22 protein-coding genes are annotated in these 25,336 nt (G+C 55.6%); 6 read left to right on the forward strand and 16 right to left on the reverse strand.

The window, feature by feature from the left end:
* The 4 genes from AABZ39_19375 to ruvX all read left to right on the forward strand — a co-directional run.
* A partial coding sequence (locus tag AABZ39_19375) for a hypothetical protein (protein ID MEK6796944.1) occupies positions 1–1,360 on the forward strand: 1,360 nt, incomplete at its 5' end.
* Positions 1,361–1,442: 82 nt separating this feature from the next.
* The gene (locus AABZ39_19380) at positions 1,443–2,621 is read left to right on the forward strand and encodes a galactokinase (GenBank protein ID MEK6796945.1); all 1,179 of its coding nucleotides are present in this window, start codon (positions 1,443–1,445) and stop codon (positions 2,619–2,621) included.
* A complete protein-coding gene (gene purE, locus AABZ39_19385; protein ID MEK6796946.1) occupies positions 2,618–3,118 on the forward strand; it encodes a 5-(carboxyamino)imidazole ribonucleotide mutase in 501 nt (166 codons plus the stop codon). The genes AABZ39_19380 and purE overlap by 4 nt, the downstream gene beginning before the upstream one ends.
* A gap of 1 nt (position 3,119) precedes the next feature.
* Positions 3,120–3,518, forward strand: a complete 399-nt coding sequence (gene ruvX / locus AABZ39_19390; protein MEK6796947.1) for a Holliday junction resolvase RuvX — start codon at positions 3,120–3,122, stop codon at positions 3,516–3,518.
* Here ruvX and AABZ39_19395 read toward each other — a convergent pair whose 3' ends face one another.
* The 7 genes from AABZ39_19395 to flgB form a co-directional block, all read right to left on the reverse strand.
* Positions 3,519–4,076: a UbiX family flavin prenyltransferase gene (locus tag AABZ39_19395; protein ID MEK6796948.1), complete on the reverse strand. Its 558-nt coding sequence runs from the start codon at positions 4,074–4,076 to the stop codon at positions 3,519–3,521. It abuts the gene before it with no gap.
* A 146-nt stretch (positions 4,077–4,222) separates the two neighbouring features.
* Entirely contained in the window at positions 4,223–6,274 is a 2,052-nt protein-coding gene (locus AABZ39_19400) for a cellulase family glycosylhydrolase (GenBank protein MEK6796949.1), read from the reverse strand.
* 126 nt (positions 6,275–6,400) lie between these two features.
* Positions 6,401–7,495 (reverse strand): hypothetical protein, encoded by a 1,095-nt coding sequence (locus tag AABZ39_19405; GenBank protein ID MEK6796950.1) that lies wholly within the window; start codon positions 7,493–7,495, stop codon positions 6,401–6,403.
* A gap of 105 nt (positions 7,496–7,600) precedes the next feature.
* On the reverse strand, positions 7,601–8,353 hold the full coding sequence (locus AABZ39_19410; GenBank protein MEK6796951.1) for a DUF1295 domain-containing protein: 753 nt from the start codon (positions 8,351–8,353) through the stop codon (positions 7,601–7,603).
* 7 nt (positions 8,354–8,360) lie between these two features.
* Positions 8,361–8,675: a flagellar hook-basal body complex protein FliE gene (fliE, locus tag AABZ39_19415; GenBank protein MEK6796952.1), complete on the reverse strand. Its 315-nt coding sequence runs from the start codon at positions 8,673–8,675 to the stop codon at positions 8,361–8,363.
* Between the two features lie 18 nt (positions 8,676–8,693).
* On the reverse strand, positions 8,694–9,152 hold the full coding sequence (gene flgC / locus AABZ39_19420) for a flagellar basal body rod protein FlgC (GenBank protein ID MEK6796953.1): 459 nt from the start codon (positions 9,150–9,152) through the stop codon (positions 8,694–8,696).
* Between the two features lie 11 nt (positions 9,153–9,163).
* Positions 9,164–9,622, reverse strand: coding sequence for a flagellar basal body rod protein FlgB (gene flgB, locus AABZ39_19425; protein ID MEK6796954.1), 459 nt, complete (start codon positions 9,620–9,622; stop codon positions 9,164–9,166).
* 297 nt (positions 9,623–9,919) lie between these two features.
* Between flgB and AABZ39_19430 the strand changes: the two genes are divergently transcribed.
* Positions 9,920–10,462: a hypothetical protein gene (locus AABZ39_19430; GenBank protein ID MEK6796955.1), complete on the forward strand. Its 543-nt coding sequence runs from the start codon at positions 9,920–9,922 to the stop codon at positions 10,460–10,462.
* A 7-nt stretch (positions 10,463–10,469) separates the two neighbouring features.
* Here AABZ39_19430 and AABZ39_19435 read toward each other — a convergent pair whose 3' ends face one another.
* From AABZ39_19435 to AABZ39_19450, 4 genes are all read right to left on the reverse strand, one after another.
* Positions 10,470–11,465 carry an NAD(P)-dependent oxidoreductase gene (locus tag AABZ39_19435; protein ID MEK6796956.1) on the reverse strand — a complete coding sequence of 332 codons (996 nt, stop codon included), beginning with the start codon at positions 11,463–11,465 and terminating at the stop codon, positions 10,470–10,472.
* A gap of 58 nt (positions 11,466–11,523) precedes the next feature.
* Positions 11,524–13,119: a cellulase family glycosylhydrolase gene (locus tag AABZ39_19440; GenBank protein MEK6796957.1), complete on the reverse strand. Its 1,596-nt coding sequence runs from the start codon at positions 13,117–13,119 to the stop codon at positions 11,524–11,526.
* A gap of 98 nt (positions 13,120–13,217) precedes the next feature.
* Positions 13,218–14,681, reverse strand: coding sequence for a glycoside hydrolase family 27 protein (locus AABZ39_19445; GenBank protein ID MEK6796958.1), 1,464 nt, complete (start codon positions 14,679–14,681; stop codon positions 13,218–13,220).
* A 43-nt stretch (positions 14,682–14,724) separates the two neighbouring features.
* Positions 14,725–16,575: an ADP-ribosylglycohydrolase family protein gene (locus tag AABZ39_19450; GenBank protein ID MEK6796959.1), complete on the reverse strand. Its 1,851-nt coding sequence runs from the start codon at positions 16,573–16,575 to the stop codon at positions 14,725–14,727.
* A 127-nt stretch (positions 16,576–16,702) separates the two neighbouring features.
* On the opposite strand from AABZ39_19450, the gene AABZ39_19455 reads away from it, so the two are divergent.
* On the forward strand, positions 16,703–17,554 hold the full coding sequence (locus AABZ39_19455) for an AraC family transcriptional regulator (protein ID MEK6796960.1): 852 nt from the start codon (positions 16,703–16,705) through the stop codon (positions 17,552–17,554).
* Positions 17,555–17,870: 316 nt separating this feature from the next.
* Here AABZ39_19455 and AABZ39_19460 read toward each other — a convergent pair whose 3' ends face one another.
* The 5 genes from AABZ39_19460 to AABZ39_19480 all read right to left on the reverse strand — a co-directional run.
* Positions 17,871–19,967, reverse strand: coding sequence for an alpha-amylase family protein (locus AABZ39_19460; GenBank protein MEK6796961.1), 2,097 nt, complete (start codon positions 19,965–19,967; stop codon positions 17,871–17,873).
* A 124-nt stretch (positions 19,968–20,091) separates the two neighbouring features.
* A complete protein-coding gene (locus tag AABZ39_19465) occupies positions 20,092–23,532 on the reverse strand; it encodes a heparinase II/III family protein (protein ID MEK6796962.1) in 3,441 nt (1,146 codons plus the stop codon).
* Between the two features lie 148 nt (positions 23,533–23,680).
* Positions 23,681–24,301 carry a thioredoxin family protein gene (locus tag AABZ39_19470; protein MEK6796963.1) on the reverse strand — a complete coding sequence of 207 codons (621 nt, stop codon included), beginning with the start codon at positions 24,299–24,301 and terminating at the stop codon, positions 23,681–23,683.
* Positions 24,302–24,322: 21 nt separating this feature from the next.
* Positions 24,323–24,844: a TlpA disulfide reductase family protein gene (locus AABZ39_19475; GenBank protein ID MEK6796964.1), complete on the reverse strand. Its 522-nt coding sequence runs from the start codon at positions 24,842–24,844 to the stop codon at positions 24,323–24,325.
* Positions 24,845–25,089: 245 nt separating this feature from the next.
* The coding region (locus AABZ39_19480) for a hypothetical protein (protein MEK6796965.1) at positions 25,090–25,336 on the reverse strand (247 nt) is incomplete at its 5' end.

Here is a 25,336-nt window from a genome sequence, read left to right on the forward strand (position 1 = left end):
GATGGCATCGGTAATGAAGCGTTATCGAATAGATGAAAGCCGCCTGGTACTCCGCGGGTTTTCCATGGGCGGGGCGGGGGCGTGGCATCTGGGACTCCATTATCCATCACAATGGGCCGCGCTCGAAGCGGGAGCGGGGTTCACCGAAACGATACGCTTCGCGAAGGTGACAAACTTTACCGAGACTGAACTGAAAGTGCTCCCCATGCTCGATACGGAGCCGATAGCATTGAACTGTGTCAATCTTCCGACGGTGGCGTACGGCGGCGAGGACGATAAGCAGCTGCAGTCATCGCTTAACATACGCGATCAGCTGGAGCGCGAGGGTTTTCATTTTACGCCGGAAGGCCTTAATTTCACGACGACGGAACTGCCGTTCATCTTTCTCATCGGACCGAAGACGGGGCATAAATGGCATCCGGAGAGCAGGCTTGCATCTGATGCCTTCATCGATGCGGCGCTCGCAAAGCCCCGCGTATCGCCCGATCGCGTGCGATTCCTCTGTTATTCGACGCGGTACAACAGCTGCTTCTGGGTGCGTCTCGATGCGCTTGAGCGGCATTATGAGCGTGCGGAGATCGATGCCGTAAAAAAAGACGCGGGGAAACGTGTCGATATCTCGATCAGCAATGTTTCGTATTTTACGCTTGTCATGCCGCCGCCATCCGTCGTTTCCATCAATGGCAGCGTACTGCGTCTGCCGACGAAGCTCTCTGCCGGAATGACGAATGCGGCGTTCGTGAAGTCAGCAAAGGGATGGTCTGTTGCCGCTGCACCGCTCGTTTCGACGAACGGAGCGCTCAGGAAGATACACGGCCTCGCGGGACCTATCGATGATGCGTTCATGGAATCGTTCATCTGCGTGCGCCCTACCGGGAAGGCATCGAACACCGAGGTGGAAAAGAAGGCGCTCGTCATGCTCGACCGCTTCGTATTCATGTACGCGAAATGGCTGCGCGGCGATGTGCGTATCAAGAACGACACCGACATCACCGCCGATGATATCACATCCCATAATCTCATCATATTCGGCGACAGGACGGGCAATGCCCTCCTTGCGCGCGTGCTCGGCAAGCTTCCCGTGCAATGGACGAAGGATTCTATCATCATCGGTACAAACCGCTTCCCGGCGGCCGATCATATGCCGGTGATGATATATCCCAACCCGCTCAATCCGAAGAAGTATATCGTGATAAACACCGGGCATACCATCGCGGAGAGGGACTGGCGGGGGAGCAATGCCCTGCAGTTCGCCAAGCTCGGTGATTGGGCGGTTCTCCGGATCGATGAAGCATCCCTCACGAATGATATAATTGCGGCATCGGGGTATTTCAGCGAGGATTGGGGGGTATCGAAGTAGCTCGCCGCGCTTGCTTTTTTTCACATTCCGTGGTATGTACCGGCTCCATGGCAGGTAAATAACGCTTCACGGGGAGAGAGCGATGGCTACAATGCGCGATAAAGTGATCGCCAAATTCCGCGAGGTCTACGGGCATAAGGGCGAAGTATCCGTGTTCTTTTCGCCGGGCCGCGTGAATCTCATCGGCGAGCATATCGATTACAACGGCGGGCATGTATTCCCCATGGCGCTCGATCTCGGCACCTATATCGCCGTCCGCACGCGTCCGGATAAAAAGGTCAATTTCTGTTCATACAATTTCGATATGAAGAAGACCATATCGCTCGATAAGATAGAGAAGCAGCCGGATGACGACTGGATAAAGTATCCGAAGGGCGTGCTTGCCGAGCTCAAAAAAGAGAAGGTTAATATCAAGGGGATGGACGTGTATGTCTATGGCGATCTCCCCAACGGCAGCGGGCTTTCGTCGTCAGCATCGCTCGAGGTCGGTACCGGTTTCGCCTTCGCCCGATTGGCCGGAAAAAAGCCCGATCTCGTGAAGCTTGCGCTCCTCGGTCAGCGTGCGGAGAACGAATTCGTCGGCGTAAAATGCGGCATCATGGACCAATTCGCCTGCGCGAACGGCAAGGCCGGTCATGCGATCCTGCTTAACACGAACACGATGAAGTTCGCCCACGTGCCGCTCAATCTTGTGTCGCATCACATCGTTATCGTCAACAGCAATAAGAAGCGCGGGCTCGTCGATTCGCAGTACAATGCGCGCCGCGCCGAGTGCGAACGGGCGCTCGAGAAGCTCCGCGAGAAGAAGAAGAGCTTAAAGGCGCTCGCCGAGCTCGGGGTGGGCGATCTCGGGCTTGTAAAACGTCTTCTTAACGGGAATGAAGAAAAACGTGCGCGTTTCGTGATAGAAGAGAATGACCGCGTGCTCACCTCGGTGAATGCGCTCAAGAAGAAGGATATAAAAAAATTCGGCGAATGCATGAGCAAGTCACATGAGGGGCTTCGCGATCTCTATGAGGTGAGCTGCCGTGAGCTCGATATACTTGTCGAATTGAGCACGGGTGTTGCCGGCGTGCTCGGCGCCCGAATGACGGGTGCCGGTTTCGGCGGATGCATCGTTGCGCTCGTGCCCAAAGACCGCGTCGAACAGTATATTGAACATGTGTATACTAATTATAAAGAACGTACGCGTCTTGATGCCGACGTCTATGTGGTGCGCCCCGCGGACGGCGTGCATGAGCTTAAGGATCCGAAAAAGTGAGCGCCATCGATGTCCTTCTTGTGATGGGAAGCGATTCAGATCTCCCTGTCGTCGAGGAATGCGAGACTATACTGAAGGAATTCGGCGTTGCGTTCGAAACGCGCGTGTTGAGCGCGCATCGCACGCCCGATGAAGTGAAAGAAGCTGTCATTGCCGCGGAAAAGAACGGCGTGAAAGTGATAGTCGGCTTTGCCGGTCTTGCCGCCCATCTCCCGGGTGTTATCGCCTCGTTCACAACATTGCCGGTGATCGGCGTTCCGCTTGCCGCCGACCCGCTTAAGGGCGTCGATTCCCTCTACGCGATTGTGCAGATGCCCGCCGGTATACCGGTAGCATCCATGGCCATCGGATCGGCCGGCGCGAAGAACGCTGCGCTGTTCGCGGTGTCGGTGCTCGCGACGTCAAATAGCGCGCTCGCGAAAAGGCTTTCCGACTATCGCAGCGCCATGCGCACGAAAGTGCTTGCCAAAGACAAAGCGGTACGCGCGCGGAAATAGATTGATACTCGGCGTCGATTACGGGACGAAGCGTATCGGCACTGCGCTCATGCACCCCGAAGCGGGGCTTGCGTATCCCTTTGAAGTAATTACCTATGCGTCAAAATCAGAGGCGATAGAGCGCCTTCTTGCCGTCATAACGAAAGAGAATGTATCGCACGTCGTGTTCGGGCTTCCTATCCATGCTGACGGCACGGATAATGATCTTTGCCGGTCGATACGCTCGCTTGCCGCGATCATCGCACGTGAAGGCGCTATTACGACGGAGTTCATCGATGAACGTTTAACCTCGGTCGAAGCGGAGCGAATACTCGCCGGCAAACGGTCGCGGAAGAAGAAAGGGAATGTCGATATGCTCGCAGCGGTACTGATCCTTGAAGAGTATCAGCGAAAGAAGTGATCACATCTCTCCGTATCGCGGATGCGGGATAGTGATGCCAAGCTGATCGATGATGCGGTATACGACGGTGTCGGCCAATTCTTCTATCGTGTCCGGTTTGAGATAGTAACCCGGCGACGCGGGGAGTATTATCCCGCCGGCGAGCGTTATCGCTTCCATGTTCCTGATATGCGTAAGCGAGTAGGGCGATTCACGCACGGCAAGTATCAGCCGCCGGCGTTCCTTGAGCACGACATCGGCGGCGCGCGTCATGAGCGTACCCGATATTCCCGATGCGATGCGGGCGAGCGTGTTCATCGAGCAGGGGACAATGACCATGGCATCGAGCACGCTTGAGCCGGATACATACGGCGTGGAAAGGTCGCTATTATCATCGATGCGCACGTTCTTTTCTGCTATCGATTCATACGGCGTATCGGTCTCGAATTCGAATACCCGCTTCCCAGTATCACTGAACATGCAGCGAATGGTCGTGGACGGTACGTCCTTGAGAATGCTGATAAGGCGCCGCGCATAGAGCGAACCCGATGCGCCGGTTATGCCGATGCCGATGGTCATACATCGCCTCCGGGAGTGATGCGGTTATAGTAATCGACGATGCGATTTTTGCAAGTGCGTTCTACACGGAGCCGGCACATGCACATCGTCAGACCGCGGGAGGGGTGCGCGTGTTCAGCGTGAGTACGTCAAGATAATGGGAAGTCTCATTCTTTGTCCTGATACCAACCCGGTTTCCTGTTCTTTGCAAGATACGAGCGTATCAGTTTCTCACGGTCGTTCACCAATGGACGATAATCACCCTTGGTCTCTCCGAGCTCAATGCTCCATCCGTTCCACTCGCCGCGGAACGCGTGATATGTCCAATCCCAGTCGTTCTTCTCGAATATCTCAATGCAATCCTTCAGGTAGCGGTATGCGCTGTTATCCGGCGCCCAGCGTATCGCGCTGAATTCCCCGATATAGACGTGTACCCGATAGGTCTGCTGGAACTTTTTGACAACGTCAAGATATTGTTCGAGCTTTTCCCTGTTATAGGCAACCCCGTTGATGATGCCAGGATATACGAATGATTTCTGGTTCTCCGCGCTCACTGTTTGATGGGTGAACGCAAGCGGCTCATACATGTGGACACTGTAGATGATGTTCGCAGCATCCAGCGGACGGAAATTTTTAAGCGCTGCCGGATCGCCCATCTGCGGCGGTTCGACAATGATGGGTTTCACGGGATCGATCTCGCGTATCGCCTTTGCCGTTTTTTCCGCAAGATCGTTCCAGAAGAGCGTGCCGGTCTTCCATTCACGTTCATCAGGTTCGTTCGCGATATCGTACCCCCAGACAACTTCATTTGTCCGGTACCTCGCGGCAAGACCCTTCCACACGGCGATGAATTTTTCCTGATTGCGAGTGCTTTCGAATGTCTTGCGCGACAGGGAGTGCAGGTCGATGACGCAATAAAGCCCGTGTTTCCTGCACTGCGCGAGTGCCGCATCCAGCAGTACTACCTCGTCCCTGAGCACAGCGTCATAGTTCGTCAGCGAAAGGCCGATATCGTGGAAACGTGTGCCGCCCATTTCCCAGCGAATTACATTTGCGTTGAGATCAGTGGCGATGAAGGCAAAGTCCTCGTCTTTCGTTATCGGACCGACCATGCCGCCGCGAAGCATCGGAAGCGCATGGCCCTTGAATATCGGCGCATGTGCGTCGCGCGTTTGCGTGCTGCCCGGCGCCGTGTCAAGCAGGCGGACGGTAATGTCATCATAGAGAACAGTGCCGTATACGGATTCAAGGCCGATGATGAACTTCACCGAGACCGCATTCTCGGGAATGACGGTGACGAACGTAACATCGCTCCATCCGAACGTCCCCGCGGGGATCGACGCGGATGGATAGTCGAATACACCGGCGGATCTTTCCACGACGAACATCAGCTTTGCGCCATTATAGGGTCTCGGCTTTTCAGAAATACTTTCGCCTCGGACCTTCGCCGCAACAAGCACTTTATGTCCGCGCAGCCGTTCAAGGGGAAGCATGGCTGACGGTTTATTGACGCGCGCCTCCGCGGGCACCGACGGCAGTAGTGATATCGCTATTGCATTGCCGTTCACACTCGGAGCCCGCGTGATAATGCCGCCGGACCACGTGCCGGAAGTCCTCGTGCTATCCTCGCCGTCGTCTCGAAAAACGACGGATGCATCATCCGTGCTTTCTTCACCCGCACCAGCAATGGTGATCGTATCGAAACGTACTTCACCGGTAACGCCTTCAAGGCCGATGACGAGGCGAGCTGACGCTGCATGCTCGGGGATGACCGTAACGAAAGAGATCGTCTTGCGGTCGAATGTCCCGGTATCGATAGCGGCCGCCGGGTTGTCAACACCGCCGGCACGATCGATCTCGAGCATGAGCTTTATGCCGTTATATGGTCTGGGCTTTTCAGAAACGTTCATCGCCTGTATCGAAGCGCTCACCAGCACTGTGCGCCCCTTCAATCGCTCGATGGGCAAGACCGCCTTTATCTTGTTGATGCGTGAGTCCGCTGGAAGCGAAGCCGGGACCTCGATAGTGATCTCTCTTTTACTGTCACCGCCGACCCGTATCAGCCTTTTCGAATAGCAATAGTCGCTTCCGCTCCACAGGGAACGGAAAGAGGCGATATCGTTATAGAGTAAGGGATCATCTCTCCATAGAACATCCTCGCCGAACAATGTCGCGAGTGACAGCACGAGCACTATGGATAGACACCTGAAAATGGACATGGGACTCTCCTGGAAATGATCGCTTGTGTCAGCAGGGAATGCAACGCTCGATAGCACCTGCCGCGAGAAACAGCATACTCCACACCAATCCCATTGTCAACCGAATGTACGCTGTATACTGTTCTTTTATCTGCTGAGTAAAGTACGAACAGTTCCAATATCCTCTTCCGTCTCCACACCGAACACCTGCCAGAAGACGCCGGTCGAACCGATCGCATCCACAGTACGCTTCAGGTCCTTGATCTGTACGGCGATCTGCAGCGACTTGCCTGCACCGAGTATCTTTTCATACATCGGATACCACAGTGTCTGCCCCGCGTCGGGCTTGCCCGCACCGGGTATCCACTGTATCGCATCGAGAGGCTTTATCGCAAGGAGATTGTCGAGATGGCATATCGCATCCGGTCCGTCGAGATGATAGAGTGAATGGTCGCACCACTCGCACTGCTCGGTCAATTGCGGGGTAACGAACTCATTGAACATGTCGGGCGAGAACATGGCCGAGGCATCGCACTGCACTTTTATGGTCTTTCCCGGCCCCCAGAGATGGAAGTGGCCGTAGACCGAGCTGCCGTCGGGAAGTTTGATCATATCATACACGCGATCGTACGTTTCAAAATACGCTTCGTTGATCTCGGCGACACGCTCTTTGATCCACGAAGGACGGTCCACCATGTCCATGAGGAGCGTCTGTGCGTCACGGAGCGAAGCGAGAACGTCGATATTCTCGATGATGTCAGGGCAGGCGATGAAGTAACGGCCGCAGCTCCGTTTCAGGTTCTCTCGGATTATCGCTTCATGTATCTTCCAATAACGGTTGTTCGGATCGAATCGGAGGGCGGGGTGATGTTCGGGATCCGTGATGCACGGGTCATACCATACGGTATGGTCCTGCAGTGCAGCCTCGGATCCGAGATAGAGCGCGAGCGAGCCGGGGCCTATGCTCGTATGCGCGATGGGCAGATTATCGAACGGATAGTCCGCGGCGGCAACAATGGATTCCTCGTATGCGGCGCGCCAGACGGGGTCAAGCCACTGCTGCTCGAGCGATGATGCTTTCGCCATGCGTGCCACACCCTCATGCGGAGGCTTTTGGTAGAGCGCCTTGCCGTACGCGACGACGACATGTCCCGTATGCGACCACCATTTGAGGTAGTGTGCCCGGGTATCATCCCAGCCGTTCTTCCATGCTGCGAGAGTCTGTGTTTCCATGGCTACCATATCGTCCTCCGTTACAGTATACCGGTAAGATATACCGCGCGCCGAGGAGCGTCCTTGATTTTTCGGTCACGAAATAGCACTATCCCGCCATGTGCTGCGGGGGGGTCAGAAAAGAAAGGGTATAATCGCTTTTCGAGATTTCGGATAGGACGGGAATGTCTTTTTATACCATTGATGATGCGACCATGCCCGCGGTATGAGGTTCGCCGCCGTCCAGAATGCGAATACCGCGCCCGGGATAGACCATGTCATGACGGCCCAGCCTATCCATTCTATCGTTTCCCCGAAATAGTTCGGCGATGATATGTATTCGTAGAGCCCGCCCCGCGGTATTTGATAACCCTTGTTCCTGTTCTTCAATTTTCGGAGTACTGCATCCGCCCATTTGTTGACAGCGAATCCGCCGACGAAGAGGGCAGCACCCGTGATGAAACGCGGGTCGGTGAACCATGAAAGCGGATATACCGGACCGATGGCGGAGAACCAGCGGCCCTGCAGATAGGTGTTTATTACATTGAAGAAGAGACCCATGAACGCCACCGCAAGCGGCATCGGGCGTGGCTTTAACGTGAACGGATAGATGAGCCCGCGGTAGAAATAGTGGGATTGCCAGATGATGAAGAACACTATCGGCACGATATCGATGCGGGTGTTGCCCCAGAAGAAAAAGAACGTGAAGAGGAGCGAGCCCGGTGCTTCCATCATGAGCCATGCAAGGCGATTATCCACGGAGAGACCGAAGTTCTTCGTAAGATGCCTGCCGTACGGCGCGGTGATGAAGAAGAGCGTAATGACTATCGCGAGACCGACGGCGGTAAAACCGATGGATGACGCGTAGTAGAATGTCTGTTCAGTCATGCGGCAATTACCGCATGTTCGAAAGTTCCTGATAGGCCCGCACGACACGGTCGACCACGGCTTTCGTCATGTTCATTGCAAGCTCAGCTTCCGAGATCGCGTTCATTACTTCATGAACATCGACAGTGTCCGGTTTTGTGCCTGCCTGCACGACGAGATGATCAGCGGCAACCTGCTTGCCGTTCACCTGATCGATGGCGCCTTTGAGCATGCCGGAGAACGAGTTTACGAGGTCAGCCTCGTCCTTGCGCGGTGCGATCGCGAACCCGAAATGCTTCGGATTCGATGCTTTCATCGGTACGATGTAACCTATGCCTTCCATGATCTCCCCCGTGTCCTATTATCGTATGATATCGAGCGCGCGATTGAACATCGCCTTCGCTGATTGAATGACGGTCGAATTCGCCTCGTATGCCCGCGAGGCCTCTATCATGTCCACCATTTCGGTGACCACGTTCACATTGGGCATTTCCACATAACCGGCTTTCTCGCCGTACTTTATCGCGTCCGGATGCGACGGATCATAGACGAAGCGCGTGGGCGTTTCCATGTCCTTATCGACGGAGAACACGCGCACACCGCTCCCCACGCCCGGTTCGAGCGCCTCGGGGAGGAAATCGGTCTTGAACTTCATGTCGGCATCGCGTGCTTTCAGTATTACGCGGCTCTTGTGGAATGCGCCGCCCTCGGTGGTGCGTGTCGTCGTCGCATTGGCGATATTGTCGGCGATGACGTCAAGGCGCAGGCGCTGTGCGCCCAGGCCCGTCGCCGATGTGTTCAGGATGGAGTATATGCCCATGGCTGCCTTCCTTACATCACGCCGATCATGCGGCGGAGCTGTCGGTATTGATTGCCCATTATCTGAGAGAACATCTGATAGTTCATCGTGTTCTTCGCGTGTTCGGACATTTCGCGGTCGATGTCAACATTGTTCTTGTCGTTGCGGTAGCTCGTGTCATAATCGAGGACGATGTTCGGCTGGACGGCATCAGGATCGAGGGGTATATCGAACGGGATATGTTTCTGGCTGGTCGTTTTGGCCTGTATCCCCTGGGGATGCTGGCTTGCAAGCGCGCGATTCAACTGATGTTCAAAAGTGACTTCGCTCCGCTTGAAATTCGGCGTGGAAACGTTCGCGATATTGTCGGCGAGCACTTCGCTCCGTACGGCGTAGGTGTTTAGGAGTTTCGAAACGATGCCCATCGTCTTATGGAACGTAGTGTCCTGGAACATGACTTCCTCCGCAGTTGTCCTTTCTATTTTCGGCATTCTGTAAAATCCCTAAAGAACGAAAATAGATGTCGTGTCGGCTTTGTCCATATCTCAATTCAGCTATGATCGCAGACGAAATAGGGGGAAAACCACAGAGCGCACAGAGGGATCATGAGAATACAGGCTCGGTTTATAATTAGGCAAGTAGTCCCAATTTGATCATGATGAGTTGTCTTTCAGCCTTTTCTCAGTGCTCTCAGTGGTTCTATTTTCCTTACGTGATTTCTTTGATAATTTGTCTATTATGTATGCCGATAATAGAACGGTCATTCCATCTGAGCCGGAGGAAATGCCATGAAATACATCCTGATGCTTGCCGTTGTCTGCTCGCTCTATGCCGCCAATGAGATGCGCATGTTCGACAGTGCGGGCATATCGTTCTCATACCCGGCGCGATTCACCGTGCGCGGCGATGCCATTGATGCAGAACGCTCCGGCACGCACACCATTACCTTACGGAGCCAGGCAGATGAGACCATCGTCATCGCCGTATGGGATTCCCGGAAAAAGACCGCCCTTATCGATCTTGCGCGTGCCCGCTCGACATGGCGCAACACCCGTCAGACCGAACGGATCGCGGGTGTTCAGATATCGGAAATGGTGATTCGCGAGGAGCGTACCAATGCCGTCGAGGGCCATGGGCGATGGTATCGCGGTGTGGCGCAGTCCTATGATGTCATTACGACTCGTTCGGTGTCGCTGCCGTACCGGGCGCAGTTCATCGATGCGAGCACGCCGAGCCGAACTATATTTATCTTCGTAGAATCGCCGGCGACGATAACCGACCGGGCATATCAGACGCTCTGGACAGTCGCGGGCAGTATGACGGTGAAATAAAGGGGTCTCAGCCCGCTATTGATGTCAGGTCTTTTTCAGTCAGGGCATACTTTCGCTTTTTCCCTGTCCTCCAGGCGTCAAAATCATCCGCAAGCATAGTGAGAATTCTAAGGTACGATTCGGGAATACCGCCGGCGCGATGCGGGGTCAAATAGGTATTCGGCAATGTGCGGAAGATCGAATCATCTTCCAGCGGCTCTTTATCGAATACATCGAGCATGGCGATAAGATCACCGCGTTTCAGGCGCTCGGCAAGTGCGGGCATATCGATAAGCATCGATCGTCCGACATTGACGAGCACGGCATTCTCCTGCAGTGCGGCTATCTGCTTCGGCCCCATCAGGTGTGCAGCTTCCCTTGAGTTGGCGGCACAAAGCACAACGACCTCGGAATTTTTTATCAGCTCCATGAGCGGCACCATACGGGCGCCGAATTTTGCGGCTACCGGTCGCGGCAGGAACGGATCGTATGTGCGGACAGTGCACTGATATGGCGCAAGCAATTCCGAAAGGCGCTGCCCGATGCCGCCGAAGCCTACAATGCCGACGGATCGCCCCGCGAGTTGACGCTCATGCGGATATTGACACCAGCTTTCAGCTCCCTGGCGCATTGCGATGTGGTGCCGGCTTGTCTGGCGAAGACCGGCAAGCATGAGGGTGAGCGCCATCTCCGCCACCGCCGGCGAGAATCCCCGACGGGCTTCTGATACCGAGAGACCCCGGCGCAGCTCTGCTTCAGCCATCGGCCGGAGGTTATTGATATGCCCGACGAATCGCAGGTCTTTGGCCGCGCTGAGCACTTCATCGGTGAATGTCGGGTACCACCACATGATCACTGCCTGAGCCCATGCCAGATCGCCGGTGATCTCCTCTACCGTCCTCCATGAACGTTTACGGATATCCGCATGTTTTGCAAGCCGCTGAAAAAAGCCGGTATAAAGCGGATCAGTATAGAAGTGCTCCGCAAGATTGAACAGCAGCCGTATTTTTTTCTTTGTCGACATGTATAGCTCCTTTTTCGATCTGTTATAGTGTGCGATGTCCATCCTGCCTTAGGGTCTTCTATTTCATGTTTTTTTTCCAACCGGCGAGCAGCACCTGCAGCCTGTCCGTCATTTTTCCGCCGTCGGTTTCCGAGTTCTGCTCATCTGCGGCGTCGAATGTCGGGTTCCAGCCGTTCCAGGAGCCGTATCCGTGAAAGCTCCAGCTCATGCCGTGCTTTTCAAAAAGATCGATGGAATCCTTAAGCCATTGTGCACCGCCCGGCGCCCAGCGAAGCACGCTGAATTCTCCGACATAGATAGGCGCATGATGCTTATTTTTGAAATCAACGGCGGCTTGTATGCTTTTTTCAAGTTCATCCTTATCCCACGGTATGTTCGGGGTATCTCCGAATCTGCTCAGCATGCCCGGATACGGTTTGTTCTCGAAATTCGTGCCCTTGTACCCGTATAAACCCTGATGCGTGTAGCTGTGCGGCATATAATGATGGAACGAGTACACCGTTTTGGGGTCATCGATCGGTTCGAAATTCTCAAGCCCCCACGGCAGACCCCACGGGCCCGGCTCAACGATAAAATACGTGTTCTTATCCAGTGCACGTATCGCTTTGCATAGTTCAGGAAGCGTACCGTAGCGCCAACGGCCCATTTCTTCTTTTCCATTGGGTTCGTTCAGAAGATCATAGCCGATTATGTTCGGGTGTTTTCCGAATTCCGCAGCGACATACTTCCAAAGTTTTTTCAGTTCATTCTCCCAGCCGCCGGCATCCCCCTCCTGATACATGACATCGATACGTCTCCCCACCGGTTCACATTGTATAATGACCGATATGCCGTACTTTTCTGCAAGATGAAGTACGATGCAGAGTGCATCAAGCTTCTTTTTATATGGGGCCATGAGGTCGTCAAGAGGTATCGGCGGTGTCTTTTCTCCGCGTTTCACATCCCATATGCCTCCCGTCTCGAATCTGACTTCGACACGGACAGAGTTCACACCCCACTGCGAGAACTTCCTGAATGTCTCTTCCGTAATGAACTCTCCGGGGTTCTGCATATTATTGCCGACCGATGCAACTGAGATAATGCCGAGTCCGCGGAGCGGTGTGTTCGGCCAGCGCTTGACCGCGTCGCTTTGGGTGAGTGGTTTTGCGATAAGCATGAGCGCCTCCTTTGATGGGCCGTCGTCAATGACGGCGAAATCGCTTATCGTTGCGTATGATGTGATGAATTTCCCGTCCTTGGGTCCCTGCGGCTGGAATTTCACCAGCATTTTCGCAGCTTCCGCAGGTACATCAGTGCTGAAGAGCATGCGTTTTCCGGTGATCGCGGCGGGGAGTTTGTTATAGCTGCTGTTCTTCGCTATCGCCGCGCCGTTCTGATCGATGAATGACCATGAAAATGCGAATGAAGCGTTCGCCGGCATATCGGACTTTGTCCAATAGCGGAAACTGATCCGTACTTTTTTCGGGAACGTTGCGGATATGTTCAGGTGTTGTCGGTATTCCCCATACGTTTCGGATTCCGTTCGTATCGTTACCGCGCCGTCCTTCGATTCCGATGTGAGGTTCGGGATGAGTTTCCATTCTTCCGGTACGATCAGGTTATCGGCGGATATGAGCGGCAGTGTCAACGAGACCAGGATGATGAGCATTCGCATGGATGTCCCTCCAGATAGTGATACAGTATACTCGTTCGATCAGAAAAATGGTATGATCGTCATTCACCTCGATACAGGCATGTAATCATCCTTATGCCTCATGTAATCCATACCTTAAAGACCTTTGCGCAATGGGATTCGACGCCGATTTGAAAATCAAAGCAGCCGAGGTCTTCTCTGCTCCAGAGATCGCGCACCGGTGACTTGTCGTGTATCCCCAGTTTTGCAGCATGCTCTATTTCGGGGGCGATAGCGGCCTTTTCGCTCAGATTGAAGTAGGCAAGCGCATAGGTGCCGTCGGAAAGCGGCTTTATCTGAATATCCCAGGAATCATTCTTGAAAATGCTTGCGGAAGGCTTTCCAAGTCTATCCTGATTCACAGCTATTATCTCCTCATTGCAGAGCAGGCTCAGAACGAATTCATCGTTCATCAGCTGTTGATCGCAATCGATCATGATGGGGCTCGGGCGCATCATCCAGCAGGAGATGTGTGCGATACGTTCATTCCTCGTGAAGCTTTTCCCGTCCCGCGGCATGAACGCGGTGAGGCAGAGGTCGAACCAGTGGCCGGGGCCTATCACCGAGTTCCATTGTCTGGTATTAGTGATCCCGTTATGCAGGAACAGTTCCCAGAGCGGGCCCATATCCTTGTTCGATCGCCACAGATTCGCCAGTTCTTTCACTTTGAACGCATCACGGATGTCCACATCGGTGGTAATGCTGTACACGATGTCGCGCGATGATGCCTTAAGCTCACGGGACATGCGTTCTGCGGTGCACATATCGGTGATATTCCAGTCGTACTTGCAGTAGTCAAAACCCCAGTCCGCCCATTGGCGAACATCCTCGGCCTCATGCTTCACCAATCCGATGAACTTGTCCTGGAACATGGCATGATTCGTATCCCATAAACCAGATGATGATCCGGCGCCGTCAGTGCCCCACGGTATCGTGTACGGACCGGAGTAGATGCCTGCTTTTAATCCAAGGGAGTGTATGTGCCCGCAAAGTGCCTTCATGTCCGGGAACCCGTCTTTCGGCATTATCGAGTTGTACATGCCCCCGCGCTTTTCTGACTGCCACCCTGAGTCCATGTTCACATACGAATAGCCTCGAGCCGCGAGCCCGGAGCTTACCATGCAGTCGGCAATAGTACGTATCCTGCCGTCGTCGATATCGCTTCGGAAGCAGTTCCAGCTGTTCCAGCCCATGGGCGGCGTCAGCGCGAGCGCGTTATCGTTGATGATGAGCGTGAGCTTCTTCGCGCATGTTCCATGCCTGTTCTCGGCCTTCAGTGATACACCGTACTCGCCTTTTTTTTCGGCCTTGCCTTTTATTTGACCGCTTCCCTGTTCAACAGAAAGTCCGGCGGGAAGACCTTCTGCGCTGAATGAGATCGGCCGCTCTCCTACAGTGGGGATGAGATACAGGAATTCTTTGCCGGGGGATGCGCCATACACATCAGGCCCATTGATCACCGGACGGCCTTTGTCCCACGGGGCGGCAGGTGCGAGTTTCGTTCGATGGTCCACAGCTTCGGATTTGGCAGATGTTCTGTTCACGACAACTCCTTCATTGCGCATAGGTAACGATAAGCATCGAACATCACCGGCGCATCATATTCCGATATTCGACAAGCGATGTCCAGTGACAGCAGTTCCCGAGCTCGCCGATGGCGTGGAATATCGTCCCGGGTTTCCCGCCTTGTGCCGCAATAGTGATGCGTACCGGTGTTGCGGCGTTCACATCGGCGTATGTGTTCCTCGCTCGATGGAGCGCTGACACATGATGCGAACCATCATGGGCGATGACCTTTTCTCCGTTTATCCATGCGGTCGTTCCCGATGGCGCCTGCACGACGAAGCGGCGTATCATTTTCATGTTCATCTTGCATTCTGTCTGCATGATAAGGAACTCATCTTTTCCGATATTCGCCGGCATGTCAGGATAATGTGATCTTGTTTCCATGACATGCGCGTTCGCCGACCGGGCGGGCTCTGCATCGGTGACGCTATCGGTTGTCCAGAAAGCGAACGGTATTGTCATGAGCAGTCCTGCGGAAAGTTCAACCGGACAGCCGTTCAGCGTGTATACGATCTTGAGCGATGACGTATTCGGCCGCCAGGCGGCTTCTTCCGGAAGTGCGGTGAATTCCATTCTCGTGTCGGCGCCGGGCGTAAGCGTGACATGTATCTCTGTCATTCCGTCAAGCTTCCATCCTTGCGGCGGGATAAGGATCGCGGAGACAGTATGCTTCTCATCCATCATGTTGCGCAATACCAGGGAGAATCGTCCGGGGCTGTCCGGTGCGATACGTATACCCTCCGGGTAGGTGAGCGTGACGTGGAGCGGATAGTCACGGATGACACTTGTCCTTTCAGGGATAGTGATCGTACGTAATGCTCGTGCTGCGGTATCGGGATAACGTCGGACGGTAGGGGCTGCTTTTCGGGGCACTTCAGCCAGGGTGATCGGGGAGGCGTAGCATGTGAGCACATCTTCGGCAAGTAGAGCGGTCATATCAGTAAGTTCCGCGAGCGTTGCCGGCGGCCGTATACCGGCAATATACGCGCCGACCGATATCGATTCCCCAATGGGCTTTTTCCAGCGCTCATCAATGCCGTTCGGATCGATAAGGCCGAGAATAGCGCCGAGCGTTGCGCAGGTGCAGTCGGCATCGTAACCGCAGTTGACCGCAGCAAGTATCGACTTCCCGAAATCGCCTTCGCCTGCGCACCAGCCGAGGACGATAATACCGAGGTTGATGGCGACATCGGTAAAATTCTCGTTCCCATGCGAGCGATCCAGTTCTGCGAACGCTCCCGCGCGGTCTTTTGTCCGTACCCATGCTTCACGCGCGGCGCGCACCGCCCTCGCGACACGGCAATTAGGTATTGCAGCAAGCCCGGCATCGATAAGTACATCGCGGTCATGCTCTATGAATGCGAGGCTTTCAACGGTTGCAAGGAACACAGCCGCATGCACACCCTCATCGGCGTGATCGCACATCGCATCCTGACGCGCGAGATAGGATGCAAGTTCCGGATCGCCCGGTGCGATGCACGCCCAGAGTTCGGTGCGTATCGCCGCGCCCATACCCGCAGTGAACCCATTGTCGTATGAACCGGTGAGCGGAGGCATAAGTCCCTGATCAAGATTGCGTATGCATACGCCGTACTCATCAGGCCACGCGTGGATGTTCTCACGCCAGCCGCGGGCGAACATGGTCCCGGTCATCGGGAGCCCCGCTTCACGGATGCGGGCAAGCCACACAAGCTGCAGATCGAGGTCATCGTTCTCAAGCATCGCTGTCGGTACGGGGTCGTAGAACGTGAGCTCTTTCGGCGGGGTGCGGCCCTCCCATGGCCCCCCGAGCGTTCCGCCGATGGATTTTCCAAGCCAGCAGCCGAATACCCTCTCGCGATAGTCATTGTACGGTATCGTTCTTGTGTTCATGGTTTTCCGTCCCGATGCAATTTGATCGTGTCATGAAGATAATCGCATCGACCGCAAAGGGAATGTACGGGATGTTCAGAAATGGACAAAATTTGCATTCCCTGCCCCGGGCGGTATAATCGCCGTTATGACGCTTGCAGAAATACAGCGCGCGCTTCCCGACGCCATTATCATTCTGGCCGATCATTTTCGGTTCGCTGCTGCCGAGCAGAGGAGTTCGTCCTGTGTCTCGAGCAGACGCCTTTTCTGGTGCCGCTCCGGCAAGGGAAGTGTCACCGTGAATAATGAACGATTCGCCCTTTCCGCGGGGAAATTCCTCTGCATGCCGTGGGATCATGCCGTTGTATATGAAGCCGACCGCAGGTCCCCGTTCGTTGTCGGCAGTATTCATATCATACCGAATTACCCGCGCCGCACCCAGGTCATTTATAATGTATCGCATGAGAAGGGCGAACGCGATTATCCGCAACGTTCTGATGTCGCATTGCCGGGCCTTACGTCGACAATGTCCGGCGATCTTGCGCTCGCGCCGTCGCTCGGCATGCTCTCCGAATACATCGTATCCGCATTCCGACGCGATCGGGGTGAAATGCTCATGCGGGCATTGGCCCCCGTCATTATCCATGAGGTCATGGCATCGTTGTCCGCACAGAAATCCGTTCCGCCGTCGCTCGCCGCCGCGGTATCATATCTTGAAAAAAAAGGGAGGGTAACGCTCAGCGAGCTCTCCCGTATCGCGCACTGCAGCAGCTCAACGGTCATACGCATGTTCAGGGAGCATTACGGCACGACGCCGGGGCATTTTATCATCGAACGGAAGATCGCCCGGGCGAAAGACCTCCTCACCGGGACCGGCATGCCCATCGAGTCCGTTGCCGAGGCCGTCGGCATAACGGACCCGTTCTATTTTTCACGAATATTCAAGAAGATCGTCGGGGTGAGTCCGCGGCAGTGTCGGACGGAAAGCCGGTTCCTGTAGTCGATATGGTCTTGACAAACGATGCCCCATCACAAAGCAGATTATTGTTCAGAAGCAACACACTCACCCATCCCCCGTGGCGGCTTTGGCCATCCGTGCGCGAGTCGCCATCCTTATATGTTACACTATCCTACATGCGGCTTCCTGCCGCATGCGTGGCCGCCGCCAGTAGCGCCCTCCATGGAGCACACCGCCGCGAAATACGAAATGTTGATAATGTATTAAAGAGAATTACCGGCATTGTTTCTTCTCCCCTTCCCCTCTCTCACATTTCCGTGAGAGAGGGGAAGGGGCCGGGGGATGGGGTGAGTGTATTCTACCCCTCCGCCACCACCACTATCCCGATATCGTTCGTCGCGATATCGATCTTGTTCGCCGATGCTTTATACGATGCGCCGCCCATGAGATCGGTGAATGTGCCGGCTTTCGCGAAGTCTCCGGTGAAACTGAGCGTTGCCTTCGATATTCCTTCCGGGAAGAAAATGAACATGATGCGTTTGCCTCCGCTCATCCCGTAATGCACCTGCACGTATTCTGTTCCTTTCGGGAGCGGGCTTTTAACGGAAACAGCGGGCGCTACGCCTGCGGCAATTGTCATCGCATTGATGAGTCCCCCGAGCATGCCGATATTCTTCTCGGAGCCGAGGAATGTCCCGAGCGCAATGACTTGCCCCGTGCCGTGAGCGACCGATACCGCCAGCGCGCCTTCCGAACCTTTTGCGAGCACGGTGCCGACGTCCGCGAACGGTGTTATCCAGAGTTCGGGTTCGAACGTGAACGATGAGTTCCCTGCACGCATCGATATCGGGCCTTCGGGCTTTCGTCTGCCGATCTCGCGAATGCCGAGCGAGCGTGCGAGGAAGCGTTCTTCCGGATAGCGGTAAACCCCCGCATGATCGAAGGCGCCGCATTCGGATTCGGTGACGAGCGTGCCGCCGTTTTTTACGAATGCCAGAAGTTTTTCAGCGACGGTATCATCGACGGTGAACGTGCGCGGCATGAAGAGTATCGTAATGCCGCTGAGCGCATCGAGATGCTCCTCTTCGATAATGGAATACGGTATGTTCTCGCGTACGAGCGCGGTCGAGTAGCGGTCAAGTGCATCGCGAGACTTGCCTGCTTTCCCTTCCTGCGCCCAGTTGAGATAATACGTTTGCGGGCTGAAGAATACGCCGACCTCAGGGGTAGCAGGGCGATAGCCGTCGAGCAGTTTTTCATGCGCGGTGAGTATCTTTCCCGTTCTCTGCAGGGCGGCCACGCGTTCCTCGCGTTTGCCGTCCGTGCCGATGATGCCGAAGCCGTTCGATTCGCAGCCGAACACCTCGTCGCGCCAGCACCAGAAGAGCACCGTGTTCGCGCCGCCCGCTATGCCGTTCCATACCCAGCGCTGCTGCGAGCGCGCATCGACGGACGGTGTCGGTTCTATGAAGCCTATGTTCGATCGCCCCCCCTGGAGCTCCGAAAGCCACACGCTTTTTTTCTTCTGCTCCGCCGCGGATGCGACATAGCGTACGCGCGCGGCGAACGCAGCATTATCGATGTTCCCCCATTTCGGGAAGCTCGAAAATCCCACGCCGTCGGTATGATCGGCGAAGGACCAGTCATTGCCGCGGTCGAGCGTCATCACATGCGCGTTGATGTCGCCGGCATAATGCGTGCTCGGCGCGCCGCCATGCACGGTGACCGGGCGTTTGGGGTCTATTTTCTTTATGATATCGTAGCGCGTCTTCGCATGTTCGTTCGCGCGTTCGGTGAAGAAATGCTCGAATGTCATCATCTCGGTGTACGGCCGGCCGGATACCTTGCCGGGGAGTATTTCCTCAAGGCGGTGATAGCGGCGCTGCCACACGCGGTTGAGTTCATCGAGCGATCCGTAGCGCTTCATGAGCCATGCGCGGTATGCCCTAAGCGTGTGCTCGCAGTAGCAGACAAGCCCATCGGCCTGGACATTCCATCGGAGCTCGTTCCACGCATCCCATCCTCGGATGTTCGGGGCCTTCGAGTATCGCTCTGCAACGGCACTGATAAAAGCGCTCATGCGCTTCATCACGCCCGGGTGATCGAAACAGCCGCCGGGGGTGAGCCCGAAATGACATTCCCCGCGGTTGGATGAGACGACCTTGTTCCCCATGCTCGTTATCATCTCGCTCCCGGGTATGACATCGTGTATCCAGTACGGATGTATCTCGGCGATGGTGCTTAATACCACGCCCATGCCGTTCTTCTCAGCGATGGAAACAAGGCGGTCATAATCGTCGAAACGGAAGGTATCCGGCGTCGCTTCCACCCAGCCCCAGAGCACCCAGAGCTGTACGGTATTGAGTCCCGCATCCTTCATCAAGCGGATATCGTCTTCCCAGTGTTTTTCATTGGGGAAGGGCGCCCGGTAATACTGCGTGCCGAGGGTTATCATCGATGGCTCCTGTGCGATAATTGGAATGGGATGAATATAGCATACATATGCGGCGGGGGAATATCCGGGACGGCAATCCGCATATCCATATCTGCTGAATGAAAAGAACGGGCCCCGTAGGACCTCAGCGCTCGAGCGATAGTTCCGTCCAGCCATTGCCTCCCGCGGGCGGGATGAACGCGATACCGGTATCCTGTGCACTGAATGGCAGAGAGCCTGTTTTTCCGCGAATGGTTTTTGCCGCTGCGTTCTTTACGAGAAGCCGCCTCACGCCGCTCGTCCGTACCCGGATCGTATCGCCGCTGCGTCGAATATTGAGCCATGACGGGAAACGTACGCTCGCGCGGCCGAATTCCGTTCTGAAGGGGAAGAATGTCTCACGGAGCATCCCTTCGCCTGCATTGTCATAGGTGAATCCGCAGTCATCCGCCAATGTCACCTGTGTTTCATTCCCGCGCTGTATCACCGATGCGCAGCGTACGGCGCGTACCGCTCTGCCTTCCTGAACAAAGCTGATGAATTGATCGGCATGGGGCGTACTGTCGGGATAGTGCTCTCTGTTCCCCTCAAGCACGATGATGGATGCGTTCGATGTCATCACGCGTTTGACGGGCAATGACGCGAACGGGAGCATCTCGACCGAGAACGACGGCGTCTCTGCAGAGAGTCCGTCATACACATCAAGCGATTCTTCACTGCCGCCGGTCATGGAGATGAAGTATCTGCAGTCGGCGATAATGCCGTCCGCTTTGAATGCGCCCTGCGTCTTCGATGCGCGATAACCGACAATGCAGGTGCGTTTGCCGTCGTGCATGATCACGCCGGGGATATCCCCTGCGATCGGGGATGCGCCGGTGAGGAACGGTGTTCCATTGAACGGCTCCCACACTGCGGTAAATACGCTCTCAAGCGAAGCGCCGGTACGCCGGACGATGACCTTCTTCATAAGTATATCCGGCCAGGCCTTTGTCGCTTCGCTCAGCTTTTCCCGCGTGTCGCGATAACGCTGGCTCGGGGCGTCGCAGAGCATCGCTTCACCGTCGAGCGGGGCTATCCAATGAAGGCGAAGCCCGGGCTTGGGGTCGGTCGACTGAGCGCGTTCACCGGCCCACACGGTGCCCTTCGGTACCGGTCCCGTGTCGCGGAACGTCATTGTCCACGGGGCTGCGTTCGCGTATATCTGCACGTTCCGGAACGCGCCGTAAAATCTGTCCTCGGTGCCGTAGGCATCATACTTCTGCGCGCTTTTGCTGTCGCTGCCGAACGGGAGCGGATCGAGGAGCGGTACGCCGTTGGGCGCGAGCGATGCGATAGTCCGTCCGTTCTTGAGCGTAGTCTCCGCCGATTGCGGATGATCGCCGCAGCCGTTCGCCATCCAGTCATGTGTCGTACCGCCGCTCACTTCGAAGATATCGACGACCGCATTACGGCCCGGGCCGAAAGGCACGAGCACGAGCAGCCGCCGATAGACCGGGCACTGCGGATATACGGCAGTGCTTCCGTCCGCCTGTATCACCTGCGATGCGCCTTCGCGCGCATGCCAGGCAAGCGTGCCGCCGGCATGAATGCCTTCTCTCACCTGAGAGCTTTTATCAACGACGACGAGATTGTGTGCAGCGGACGTACCCGCATATTTGCCCGGGTTCGCATAGCCGATGTCATTCACGAGCTCATCCCCGTACGCCCACAGTATGAAGCCGAGCATATCTGCGTGATGATGATTGTAATTACCCGAATAGTGCAGATGCGCCTCCATGCGCATGTCGCTTCCCGCGCGTTCGCCGAGTCCGGTGATGCCGTGCCCGAACGATGGGAACAGATGCGGTACGACAGTATTGCGCTCCGGCATTTCGGGCGCATACGCGCGCGGGAGCCAGCCGGTGCGCGACCAGGCGTCATGTATGGTGAGGCGGCCTCCGTCCGGGTAGCCCTGTCTGTTGAGCGCATCGACGGCAACGCGGTAGAACGGCTCTTCATTCTCCGGCGCGGTGAAATCATCGAAACGTTTTCCGTCCGCATATCGATACCCCGCCGGATCGCGATGACCGATGAGCGCATCGAATGCGCCTTTCTGGCGGTTCATCTGATCGAGGGCATAGGTCGTGCTTTCCGGGAAGACGCCGTCGGCCATGAAAGACTTTCGTATCGTTGCGAATGCCTTCCGTGCACCGTAATGCACAAGGTCGGGACAGCCGAGCGCCCTGCCGAGCGTGATGTACGTCTGATGGGCGCTGCCGCTGAGATTATGATAGATGACGAATTCGCTGTATCGGTAATATGCATCGCGCATGAGCATCATCCGGGCAATGTGCATGAGACCGTTCTCTGTCTCGGCGCGGGCATTGCCTTCCTGGCGGGGTAGATCATCCCAGAACGGCGCATCGCGTATGAGATCGTACCAGCGTGCGAATTCCGTACTGAACCCGGATTCCGGGAGGTACCATTCCGATGTTCCGCTGCCCCCGGTATAGATGAAAGAGAACCAGCGATAGAGATCGGACGGAAAGAGATGGTTCTCGCTTGGCGGTGAATTCCAATCCATCTGTCCCCGTACCGGCCAGTCGGGTATCGCACGTGCCAAGGTCCAGAGTATCGCTGCCGAACGAATGCCGTATTCCCTGTCGCCGTTCTTTCGGTAGAGCAATGCCATGGACTGTGCGGCTTTGCAGAGCGCATTGATGCGCGACGTGGTGAGAAAATAATCGAGATAGGCACGCCTGCCCTTGAAGATCGTATCATCCGGCGGCACAGCGCAGTACTCATACGTGACGGACTTTCCCGACGGTGCGGTGACGGTCTCGGAGCCCTTTACCGGATATTTCGTCCTGAAGTCGAAGACCGCGCCTTCTTTTGTTCGTATGACATCCGGCTCAGCGGGCGTCCATATGAACGGTGCGCTCCCGAACCTTCCCGCGCTGAACGCGAAGGGCCGCCGATCGGGTACAAGTTTCATCAGATCTGCGACAGCGAGGGAACGATACGGGGCGACGTCGGTTTTGAGCTGCGCTTCTTCCTCATCGGATACATCGGTGAAGCAGGTGCGCTCGGAATATCGTGCGCCGCCGCTGCCGAATTTCATGAGCGGGGCTTTTGCTGCGAGAGCGGCATCCGCTTTCAATGAACGTATCCAGTGCACGTACGGGGCTTCGGGCACCGGCGGGTCGGCGGGAAATCCGCCGCGCACACAGTGTACGTTCTTTATCGTTACCGGGCCGCCTTCGTCGAGCGCCAGCGTTACCGCGAGTTCGGCGCTGCGTTTCTGAATGAGCAGTTCGAAACGGCGTATCTCCGCATCGCCGCCGAGGGACGGGTATCGTGTGCCGTTGATGTATTCGTCATTGATCGTTTTGCCGTCCTTGTCGCGAAGCACATATCGGTAGGGGGACAGCCTGCTCCCGATCGGACCGCTCGCGTCAAGGGTGATGCCGTACACATCCTCATCCGCGCCGCTGACCGGGAATTTGATCGTCGCATATTTCGATACCGAATTGAGCGTGATATCCTGCGCACTGAGCGAAAGGACGGCCGCGGCAAAGACGAGCGCACATGATGCAGTGTGTTTCATGGTTCGCATCGATAATTCCCATCACAGAAGATGTCATCAGTATATGACGTCGGTGGTGTGCAGTCAACCATCCTGTTCGTGCGATGAAGACGTACTCGTCGAATTTTTTGCCGCGAGCGTACGATCGATGGACCGTTTTCTATAAGCGCTATCGCTCGGAACCGTGGAATTTGATCGAGCATCCGACCGATTTTGTTTCCGGCAGCGCGATCTTCTTCCCTGAAATAAGCGAAGCGATCGCATCCTTGAGGTAATGATGATTGACCTTCGCCGGTGCATGGACTGAGTCGTCCACCGCGCCGTGATAGACCAGCGATCCCTTCGCGTCGAAGAGGAATGCTTCCGGCGTTCTCGATGCGCCGAACGCGATGGCGACGGCTGATGTCCCATCGATGAGATAGGGGAAGCGATACCCTTTTTCCTTCGCGAGCGATTTCATGTGCGCATGATCGTCCTCGGGATAGACCGATGCGTCATTTGCGTTTATGAACGCAACACCCACGCCGGATTTTACGGCGTCGTTGGCGATGGCTGTCATGCGGTCCTGCCAAGCCTTCACATACGGGCAGTGATTGCACGTGAATATCACGAGCGTTCCTGTCTTCCCGCGGGCGTTCGCCAGTGTCATGGGTTTATCGTCCGTCGATATCATCGACACGGTCTCTGCAGGCATTGCTGAGCCAAGCGCTATCGGCTTTCCTTGCGGCGCGCATACCGCCGCGAATACCAATGCCGTGACAAGTGTGAGCGCTATCTGTTTTGTGATCATAGTGTCCTCCTTATCTGAAAATCATCTGGCACGATGCAGGTGCTGGTCGATCACTGCTTTGTATCGAACGAAATTCGTTTCGCCTTCCCACCATTCGAGCAGTCTGCCTCTGCTGTCGAAGAAAAACGACGCCGGTATCGCCCCCGACCACGCGGTATCGAGGGTGTCGATGAAGTGCGCGCTCGGGTTGTCTATGATGAGCGAGGGATGGCCGCCGCCGAACTCCTTGAGGAATCGGCGTACGCGCCCGCTCTCCCTCGGATCGTCCGTCGAAATGAGAACGAGCGATATGTCGTTGCTTCCGAATGCGCTTCGTAACTTCATGAGTACCGGGAATTCTTTTCTGCACGGCAAGCACCATGTGGCCCATACGTGCACCAAGGTGACGGGTGCGCGGAATTCGGAGATCATCGTTCTCAACTGCGCGCTTGTTATCGTCCGATCGCCCGCACTGATATGCTCCTGACGCGGCGAGCAGCCCGGTATAGAAACGGCAAGCAGCATGACCGCAGGAATGATGTATGTTAGCCGTCGATCTTTCATCGATATGCATCCGGAACCGAGGTTGTCGTTCCGTATTAAATATAACGATCGCACAAAATGAAGTCAATTCCGGCGGCAGAAGCGAAGGCGCTCCGGGATAGCCGAACGCCTTATCGGGATTCGAAATAGGTCACAGAGCAGGGCGGCAGGGTGATGACGCCGTTCGCAGAAGCGAGAACCGCTTCGGACCACGCCTTTGGCTGACCGGGGATATCCACGTCGAATATCCGCGTGGGGTATCGCGTTTACGATCGTTCCTTTTTCATCGGTTTCCTCACCACGATGAGATGGAACGCCCCGCTCCGAGTCGCTACCCCGATGACCGATGTGCCGAGCGAGAGCGGCTTCTGCATGATCGCGCTGTCGAGCGTGATGCGGTCGATGTCCTTCCCGCGCGTGAGCGTCTTGAAATAGAGCCGCCCGTCGTCCGTCCCGAATATGATGTATTCCCCGAAGAATATCGGCCCCTCCGCGAATGCGCCGTTCAATTGA

This window comes from Spirochaetota bacterium (genome assembly GCA_038043445.1).
GTDB lineage: Bacteria > Spirochaetota > Brachyspiria > Brachyspirales > JACRPF01 > JBBTBY01.